An 8312-nucleotide genomic window follows, 5' to 3' on the forward strand; every position below is an offset into this window, starting at 1 on the left:
CTGGAGCGGGAGACGGGATTTGAACCCGCGACTTCAACCTTGGCAAGGTTGCACTCTACCACTGAGTTACTCCCGCGTGGCGTGAAGAAACTTATAGGTGATTCGGGCAGAGGTGTCAACAGGAAAAACGCTGAACAGGGAATTTTTTTGCACGGTATATGCGACTTGCAGAGAAGCGCAGGTTGGAAGGCCGGTTTTTTCCCGGGAAATCTGCCGACGGAATGCCGTTGATGCGGGAGCGTCGGAGGCGGTAGCCTGCGTTTTTTACGGTGCGGAGGCAGGAGAAAACGGTCATGAGGCACAGCACCGGGAATCGGGCATGAAGCCCAGGGGAGCGCGTTGCCGGGGAACGTGGCCAGCGTGAGAAGCAAAGAGCGCGTGCGATGTCCTGCTTCATGGCGCAGACAGGCGGCTTCGTCATGCGCGGGAATCTCCGGGCCGGCATGCGGCTCAACCTGTGCCCCGCCCCTGATTTACCGCCTTCGCTTTTTCTTCCTGTGAGGCTCGCAACGACAGGCAGGGTTTGCCGTTGTGCGGCGCGTCCGGTTGCCGCTCATGGCTGTGACTGCCGGGCGCAAAAAAAGAGCGCCCGAAGGCGCTCCGTTTCAACGTTCAGAAGGAATCAGTCCTTGTTCTTTTCTTCTTCGCGCTGCTTCTTTTCCTCCTCCTCGCGGAGGGCGCGGCGCAGCACCTTGCCCACCATGGACTTGGGCAGCTCGTCGCGGAATTCAAAGATGCGCGGAACCTTGTAGGACGCAAGCTTGGTGCGGCAGAAGGCCGCCAGCTCGGAAACGGTGATCTTTTCGCCGTCCTTGGGCACGATGTAGGCCTTGAGGGTTTCGCCGCGGGCCTTGTGCGGCACGCAGAGGGATACGGCTTCCTTGATTTTGGGATATTCGTGCAGCACCTCGTCGATTTCGCGGGGGAACACGTTGTAGCCGCCCACGATGGCCATGTCCTTCTTGCGGTCCACGATGAAGTAGTAGCCGTCGCTGTCGCGGTAGGCAATGTCGCCGGTATGCAGCCAGCCGTCGGCCAGCGTGGCGGCGGTTTCCTCGGGCTGGTTCCAGTAGCCCTTCATGACCTGCGGGCCGCGTATGATGAGCTCGCCGCACTCGTTGTCGCCAAGCTCGGTCTTGCCGGTTTCAATGTCCACGATGCGGACTTCGGTTTCCGGAATGGGCACGCCGATGGAGCCTATTTTCTGCAGGCCGTACACGGGGTTGGCAATGACCACGGGCGAGGCTTCGGTAAGGCCGAGCCCTTCGGTGATGTTGGCGCGGGTGATGTCCTGGAACTGTTTGAGGCTGGCCTGCGGGAAGGGGGATGAACCGGAAATGCAGAGCTGGATGCAGGTGAGGTCGTACTGGGCGATGTCCTTTTGCTGCATGAGCGAGATGTAGACGGAGGGCGCGCCTACGAAGAAAGTGGGGCGATGCTTCTTGATGAGTTCCAGCACGTCGTGGGGGGAGTAGCGCGGCACCGGCATGGTGGAGGCGGCGAGCACGGCGGGCAGCACGATGTTGCCCATGAGTCCGAACACGTGGAAGAAGGGCATGATGCTGAGGAAGCTGTGGGCGGAATTGGAGGCATCGCAGTGGATGACGGCAAGAAGCTGCTGGATCTGGGCGGAAAGGTTGCCGTGGGTGAGCATGGCGCCCTTGGAAAAGCCGGTGGTGCCGCCGGTGTACTGAAGCAGGGCCAGCGTGGAAGCGGGATCCTTGGGTTCCTCGCTGTAGCGGCGGCCGGACTTGAACATGGCCTTCCAGGGAATGACGGAATGACCGTTGAACTTCACTTCGGGCAGATGTCCCTGCCGTCTGGCCTGCAGGGGCTGGAGAAGGTTGAGCGGGAAGGCCAGGGCGTCGGCGATGCGGGACACGACGCAGGTCTGAACGCCGAGGCGTTCGCGCAGGGGCTCTATCTTGTTCCAGAACAGGTCGAGCGTGATGAGGAATTTGGGCGTGGCGTCGCTGAAGTGATGGGTCAGCTCCTTTTCCATGTAGAGGGGGTTGGTCATGACCACCGTGGCTCCCGCCTTGAGCGCCCCCCAGAAGGCGATGATGGTCTGAGGGAGATTTGGCAGCATGATGGCTACCCTGTCGCCCGTGTTCAGACCGTGATCACGCAGGGCGGCGGCGAAGATTTCGGCCTTTTCCCTGAGCTGCTTGTAGTTGAGCGTGAGATTCTGGAAAATGACGGCCTTGTGGTCGCCGAAACGGTCGGCAGCTTCGTCCAGATAGGACTGGAGGGAACGGGGAATGATGTTGAGATGCACGGGAGCGCCCTCGGCAATGTGGGGCAGCCATGCGGGAGATGAGGCGTTCATGAAGCATATCCGTGGTTAGAATGACATTAAACAGGTATACTTTAGCGGATGGACGCCTGTTCTGTCACGCACAAAGTAGGGGAAATCTTGTCGGACAACAAAAAAAGGAGGCTGAAAACAGCCTCCTTGCATGGTCATGAGCGCAAAAAGCGCGCCACAGGCCTACAGGGCGTGGGAACTTGCGGGCACGTGCCAGTCGACGCCGAGCGTGCAGGAACTGAGTTTGAGCGCGGGAGCGCTCTGATGGCGCTTGAATTCCGAGGAGGCCAGGCGATGCACCACGCTGCGCACCACCTCGTCGGAAACGCCGGGGACTACAAGGGTTTCGGGATTGGCGGCGTTTTCGAGCAGCTCGCGCAGCACGGCGTCGAGCACGTCGTAGGGGGGCAGGCTTTCCTCGTCCACCTGACCGGGATGCAGTTCGGCGGAGGGAGCCTTTGTGAAAATGTGCTCGGGAATGATCTCTTCACCGCGCATGGCGTTGTACCAGCGGGCCACCTTGTAGACGTCGGTCTTGTAGATGTCGCCAATGGGTTCGAGGGCGCCCACGGTGTCGCCGTAGAGGGTGCAGTAGCCTGCGGCATTTTCCGATTTGTTGCCCGTGCCGAGCACGGCGCGTCCCAGGCGATTGGCAAAGGCCATGAGCAGGGTGCCGCGGATGCGGGGCTGAATGTTGTCGGCGGTAAGGTCGTTTTCCACGGCGGGCAGGTCGGCGAAGAGCGGGGCAAGCACGGCGTCGAAGGCGTCCATGACGGGCGTGATGCGCGCGTTGGCGGTCTGTATGCCGAGATTCTTTGCCAGAACGTCGGCATCGCTTTCGCTGTGGTCGGTGCTCCAGCGGGAGGGCATGAGCACGGCGAGCACGTTTTCGGCGCCCAGGGCTTCCACGGCGATGCAGGCCACGAGGGCGGAATCCATGCCGCCGGACAGTCCGAGCACGACGCCGCTTAAGCCGCACTTTCTCACATAGTCGCGCACGCCGAGCGTAGCGGCGCGGAACAGGGCTTCGGGGCGTTCGGGCACGTCCTGCACGAGAACCGGAGCCGCGCCGTCGTCGAGGGCCACGGCGTCGGCGGTCACGGATTCCTTGGAAAGATCGACGACGAGGGCGGCCTCTTCAAGGGGGGGGGTGCGCGCCTCCAGCTCGCCGGTGGCGTCGAGCACGATGCTGCGGCCGGAGTAGGTGAGGCTGTCTACCGCGCCGCACTGGTGCACGGAAATGACGGGCAGCTTCCACAGGCTGGCGAGGGCGGAGCAGTGCATTTCGCTCTTTTCCTGGGTTTCGGGCAGGAAGAGCTCGGCGGAGGTGAAGAGCACGGCGTCCACCGAGGATGCGGCGCGGGCGCTCTTGAGCAGACCGAGGGCTTCCTGATGGGCCCAGGCGGGCTCGGTTTCCGGCAGATAGAGCGAAGGTCCGCCGGGAATGCGGATGACGCCGTTGGCCTGCCTTGCCAGAGCGATGAGGTTGCCCTGAGAGAGCAGCACGTAGAGGGGGACTTCCGCACCGGTGAGGGAAATGAGCATGTCCGGGCCGTCGGCGAGCAGTTCGGCAAGCTCGTGGGCGGCGTCGCGGCAGCGGCGGTAGAAGCCGCCGATGTGCTTCAGGGGTTCCCAGGGTATGCCGGCAAGCGCGTAGGCGGGCGTGACGCAGAGCGTGCGCTCTCCCTCGGCTGCGGGATGGGCGGCCATGGCCTTTCTGGCCATGTCGGCCAGTTTGTGGGCGTTGCCGCGGAAGTCGCCGGGAGTGGGATTGTGCTGGAGAAGAACGATGTGCATGGGGAACCTCGATGGCCGCTCGGCCGGATGTATCTTGGAGCGTTTCAGCAGAAAGAGGGAATCCCGTCGGCGGGGGCAGGCTCCGGTCAGGCGCGCTTCCTGCCGGCATGCGGCAGGAGCCGGAACGCCGGAGGCCGGATGCCCGGAAAGTCTCCGATACGGGACAGCCGCGCTCCCGGCTCCCGTGGAGCGGAAAACGCGGCTTTCGTCATGGTGAAACTAGTCGTGCAGAACGTCCTGCATGGTATATAACCGGCCGGGCTTCTGCGAGACTATCCAGCGGGCGGCGCGCAGGGAGCCGCTGGCGAAGTTCTCGCGGGAGTGGGCCTGATGGGTGATTTCAATGCGTTCGCCGGGACCCATGTAGTAGATGGTGTGAACGCCCACCACGTCGCCGCCGCGCAGGGACTGAATGCCTATTTCCGCATGTCTGCGGGGTTCGCGCACGTCGAAGCGGTTGGTGTTGATGTCGTCACGGGTCAGGCCTTTGGCCTTGAGCAGCGGTTCGGCGAGAAGCAGAGCCGTGCCGCTCGGCGCATCCTTTTTCTTGTTGTGGTGAATTTCCATCATTTCCACGTCGTAGCCGTCACCGAGCAGAGCGGTGAGCCGGGGGAGAATGTCCATGATGACGTTGATGCCCACGCTCATGTTGGCGGAGCGGAACACCAGAGAACGGGAGGCGAGCTCGTCGAGTTCGGCAAGCTGTTCATCGGAGAATCCGGTCGTGCCGATGATGACGGGATTGCCGTGTTTTGCGGCGGCGCGGGCCGTGACCATGGAGGCCTCGGGGGCGGTGAAATCGATGACCACGGCGCCAGGGCATGCCGGCAGCACCTTGGCGATGTCGCTGGAAATCAGCGCGCCGGAGGCCTTGAAGCCCTCGAGCCTGTCTTCCGCTTCCTGGCGTTCGAGCACGGCGGCAAGGGAAAGGTCGTCCGCTTCATTGACGAGGCGGGCAATGGTGGAACCCATGCGGCCGGCGGCACCCATGACGATGATGGAAAGAGCCATATGATTTCTCCGGTATTTGTGGGATTGTATACAAACACAGAAAGCATAAAAAAATATGGTGTGAAGCGCAAGTTATGCGGCTTAATTCACATTAAAACCCTGACAGGACAAGGGCTCATCCTGTTGAACGGAAAACGCTGCACAGGGGAAGCGTTTCCTGAAAATGCTTTTGCGTAGGGTGTTCCGTCCCAGGAAGGATGTTTCGACGCGCTTTCATGCCCGGCTGTGTGTCGTGAACGGAATGTATCTGTGCATAAGTTCACGAATTGGAGGGCTGTTCCTTTGCCGTCCGGGGCATCACCGTCGCCTGAAAAATGCGGTGTCTTTACATGCAAAAAAACGCCCCTGCCGGAACTGACCGGCGGGGGCGTTTTGCGTTCGGCGTCCGTGGCTGGACGCCGTTCATGACGTATCATGCGCTTGAAAGCGCGCGGCTGTTACGCCTGCTTTTCGGCAATCTCCACGGAGATGCGGGCGATTTCCAGCTCTTCGTCGGTGGGAATGACGGCCACCTTCACGCGAGAGCCTTCCTTGCTGATGAAGTGAGGATCGCCGCGGCGCACGCCGTTGAGTTCGGGATCGAGCTCAATGCCGAATTCCTCGCGGTTTTCAAGGCTCTTGGCGCGGCCGGGAGCGGCGTTTTCCCCGATGCCGCCGGCAAAGGCGATGAGGTCCACGTGGCCGAGGGCGGCCATGTAGGCGCCGATGTACTTCTTCACGGAGTAGCACTGCGTGTTGAAGGTGAGGATGCAGTCGGGATCGCCTGCTTCCACGCCGGCTTCGATGTCGCGGCTGTCGCTTCTGCCGCAAAGGCCGAGGAAGCCGGACTTCTTGTTCATGAGGGTGTCGATTTCATCGGGGGTGAAGCCTTCGTTCTTCATGAGGAAGGGAACGATGGCGGGGTCGATGTCGCCGCAGCGGGTACCCATGACGAGGCCCTGCAGAGGGGTGAGGCCCATGCTGGTGTCCACGCACTTGCCCGCGCGCACGGCGGACACGGAGCTGCCGTTGCCGAGGTGGCAGACGATGACGTTCACTTCCGAAGGCTTCTTGCCGAGCAGAGCGGCGCCGGCCTTGGAAACATAGCGGTGAGAAGTACCGTGGAAGCCGTAGCGGCGGATGTTGTACTTCTTCGTCAGTTCCTTGGGCAGGGCATAGGTATAGGCATAGTCGGGCATGGTGGCATGGAAGCCGGTGTCGAAGACGGCCACGTTGGGCACGCCGGGGAACAGCTTTTCCATGGCTTCAATGCCGGTGAGGTTGGCGGGGTTGTGAAGCGGTCCGAGGGGAATATAGTCGCGGATGACCTGCTTGACTTCGTCGGTGACGAGGGCTTCCTGATAGTCGGGGCCGCCCATGAGCACGCGATGGCCGATGACCACGATTTCCGCCCGATCGTCGATGACGCCGCCGAGTTCGTGATTCATGAGCACTTCGGCCACCTTGGCCATGCCTGCGGCATGGGTGTCGTAGTTGCCGGGGTATTCGAACTTTTCGGTTTCGCCCTTTTCATTGAAGCGCTTGTGGGTGAGCATGCTGTCCGGAGAGCCGATGCGTTCCACGAGGCCCTGGCAGAGGCGGCGTTCGGTTTCCTTTTCGAGAACCTGATACTTGAAGGAGGAGCTGCCGCCGTTGATGACGAGAATTTTCTTGACCATTATTTGAGTCCCTTTTCGGCCTGAGCCTGGATTGCGGTGATGGCGACGGTGTTGACGATGTCCGGCACGGTGCAGCCGCGGGACAGATCGTTGACGGGCTTGCGCAGACCCTGAAGCACGGGGCCGATGGCCACGGCGTGGGCAGAGCGCTGCACGGCCTTGTAGAGGTTGTTGCCGGTGTTGATGTCGGGCACGATGAACACGCTTGCGCGGCCTGCCACGGGATCGCCGGGCATCTTGGTCTTTGCGGTGGCGGCGTCCACGGCGGCGTCATACTGGATGGGGCCGGTGATGAGCATTTCGGGAGCCTTTTCCTTGGCGAGGCGGGTGGCTTCCTTCACCTTGTCCACGGTGGGGCCCTTGCCGGAATTGCCGGTGGAGTAGGAGAGCATGGCCACGCGCGGTTCCAGACCGAAGGCGGCGGCAGTTTCGGCGGTGGTCACGGCGATGGTGGCGAGCTGCTCGGGATCGGGATCAAGGTTGATGGCGCAGTCGCCGTAGGTGTTCACGCGGTCCTTGAGGCACACGAAGAAGGCGCTGGAGACGATGGAGGCATTGGGCTTGGTCTTGATGAACTCAAGAGCGGGACGCACGGTGTGGGCGGTGGTGTTCACGGCGCCGGAAACCATGCCATCGGCCTTTTCCTTGTAGATCATCATGGTGCCGTAGTAGGTGTTGTCGGCCATCTTTTCGCGGGCCTGTTCAATGGTGACGCCCTTCTTGGCGCGAAGCTGCGCGTAGGTTTCCGCGAAGTCTTCAAAGTCGGGGGCGGTCACGGGATTGATGATGGTGGCGCCGTCCACGCTCACGGAAAGTTCCGCGGCGCGGGCGCGGATCTTGGCTTCGTCGCCGAGCAGAATGATGTCGGCCACCTTGCGCTGAATGAGAATGGCGGCAGCCTTGATGAGTCTGTCTTCTTCGCCTTCGGGCAGCACGATGCGCATGGGATGCTTCTGAGCCTGCTCAATGAGGCCGAACTCGAAGAGGCGGGGGGTGACGTGGCCGTTGCAGGCATCAAGGATGGAGGCAAAATCCGCGGCCTTGCTGCTGACGGGGAAGGAGAAATATGCGGCTACGGCCTTTTCGTCTTCTTCGCTCATGCCGGAAAGGAACACGCCGAGCACGTCCACGCACTGTTCCTTCATCTGGCACTGGAAGGTGGTGACGGTGGCGGCGACTTCGGCGGCAGAGCAGCCTTCGCCGGAAAGGGCGAGCACTACGGGAGCGCCCATGTTGGCGGCCACGCAGGTGTTCAGGGCATTTTCAAAGGCAGCGCTTTTGCCGGCAAAGTCGGTGCCTTCGCAGAGCACGAAGTCGGCCTGGGCGGCGGCTTCCTTGTAGGCGGCAAGAACGGAGTCGACAAGTTCGTTGCACTTGCCGGCGTTGATGAGCTCAAGGGCGGTCTTGAGGCAGGGAACGGGACGGAACAGAACCGGGGTCTTGGAAGCACCCTTGATGAGATCCATCAGCCCGGCGACGGCTTCGGCCTTGCCGGAATTCGCCGCAAGAGCGGTGACGAAAAGCGTGCGTGCCATGGG

6 protein-coding genes and 1 tRNA gene are annotated in these 8312 nt (G+C 61.9%); 1 reads left to right on the forward strand and 6 read right to left on the reverse strand.

The annotated features are described in order from the left end of the window. Position 1: 1 nt before the first annotated feature. From Q0J81_RS09365 to dapB, 4 genes are all read right to left on the reverse strand, one after another. A tRNA-Gly gene (locus Q0J81_RS09365) sits at positions 2-76 on the reverse strand. A gap of 546 nt (positions 77-622) precedes the next feature. Continuing rightward, positions 623-2329, reverse strand: coding sequence for a long-chain fatty acid--CoA ligase (locus tag Q0J81_RS09370; protein ID WP_294447408.1), 1707 nt, complete (start codon positions 2327-2329; stop codon positions 623-625). A 162-nt stretch (positions 2330-2491) separates the two neighbouring features. Further along, positions 2492-4105 carry an NAD(+) synthase gene (nadE, locus tag Q0J81_RS09375; protein WP_294447409.1) on the reverse strand — a complete coding sequence of 538 codons (1614 nt, stop codon included), beginning with the start codon at positions 4103-4105 and terminating at the stop codon, positions 2492-2494. Positions 4106-4324: 219 nt separating this feature from the next. Then, complete coding sequence (dapB, locus tag Q0J81_RS09380; RefSeq protein WP_294447411.1) at positions 4325-5116, reverse strand: 4-hydroxy-tetrahydrodipicolinate reductase; 792 nt, start codon at positions 5114-5116, stop codon at positions 4325-4327. On the opposite strand from dapB, the gene Q0J81_RS09385 reads away from it, so the two are divergent. Then, positions 5117-5293 (forward strand): hypothetical protein, encoded by a 177-nt coding sequence (locus tag Q0J81_RS09385; protein ID WP_294447412.1) that lies wholly within the window; start codon positions 5117-5119, stop codon positions 5291-5293. Between the two features lie 260 nt (positions 5294-5553). On the opposite strand, the gene Q0J81_RS09390 is transcribed toward Q0J81_RS09385, so the two are convergent. Together Q0J81_RS09390 and pta are read right to left on the reverse strand one after the other, a co-directional pair. Further along, complete coding sequence (locus Q0J81_RS09390) at positions 5554-6774, reverse strand: acetate kinase (RefSeq protein ID WP_294447415.1); 1221 nt, start codon at positions 6772-6774, stop codon at positions 5554-5556. Continuing rightward, positions 6774-8309 carry a phosphate acetyltransferase gene (gene pta, locus Q0J81_RS09395; protein ID WP_294447416.1) on the reverse strand — a complete coding sequence of 512 codons (1536 nt, stop codon included), beginning with the start codon at positions 8307-8309 and terminating at the stop codon, positions 6774-6776. The genes Q0J81_RS09390 and pta overlap by 1 nt, the downstream gene beginning before the upstream one ends. Positions 8310-8312: the final 3 nt, after the last annotated feature.

Origin of the sequence: uncultured Mailhella sp. (assembly GCF_944324575.1) — a bacterium.
Classification (GTDB): domain Bacteria; phylum Desulfobacterota; class Desulfovibrionia; order Desulfovibrionales; family Desulfovibrionaceae; genus Mailhella.

Coding starts and splice junctions, on each gene's coding strand:
- Q0J81_RS09370 (WP_294447408.1), bottom strand. CDS start 2,329: ATGAACGCCTCATCTCCCGCATGGCTGCCCCACATTGCCGAGGGCGCT.
- nadE (WP_294447409.1), bottom strand. CDS start 4,105: ATGCACATCGTTCTTCTCCAGCACAATCCCACTCCCGGCGACTTCCGC.
- dapB (WP_294447411.1), bottom strand. CDS start 5,116: ATGGCTCTTTCCATCATCGTCATGGGTGCCGCCGGCCGCATGGGTTCC.
- Q0J81_RS09385 (WP_294447412.1), top strand. CDS start 5,117: ATGATTTCTCCGGTATTTGTGGGATTGTATACAAACACAGAAAGCATA.
- Q0J81_RS09390 (WP_294447415.1), bottom strand. CDS start 6,774: ATGGTCAAGAAAATTCTCGTCATCAACGGCGGCAGCTCCTCCTTCAAG.
- pta (WP_294447416.1), bottom strand. CDS start 8,309: ATGGCACGCACGCTTTTCGTCACCGCTCTTGCGGCGAATTCCGGCAAG.